1 protein-coding gene is annotated in these 297 nt (G+C 64.0%); it reads right to left on the reverse strand.

All coding sequences use genetic code 11. The features are described from left to right. Nucleotides 1–297, reverse strand: a 297-nt coding sequence (locus ACM6I5_RS22230) for an Ig-like domain-containing protein (RefSeq protein WP_414884728.1), incomplete at both ends; no start/stop codon positions are given.

Consider the following 297-nt stretch of genomic DNA (forward strand, 5'->3'; position numbering starts at 1 on the left):
CGGGTTGTTGATACAGCTGTTGTTGACGTCGATGGTGAGCGTCGTGGTGCTTTCGTCACCGTCGTTATCACGCAGGGTGTAAGTGAACACGTCGGTCGCGCCCGGGCCGTTCACGGAGTTCGGGTAGCTGTGGTACTCGGCGTTGCCTTGGGCGTCCAGGGTCAGGTAACCGTAGGTGCCATTGATCTGGGTGTTGAGCCCGCCGTTCACCGGGGTCGAAGTGTCCGAACCGGCGCGCACGCCCACCACGCCACCGCCAAGCAGGGGGCCGTCAGCGCCGGCGACGTCGTTCCACAA

This window comes from Pseudomonas sp. IT-P171 (assembly GCF_949767765.1).
Taxonomy (GTDB): domain Bacteria; phylum Pseudomonadota; class Gammaproteobacteria; order Pseudomonadales; family Pseudomonadaceae; genus Aquipseudomonas; species Aquipseudomonas fluorescens_B.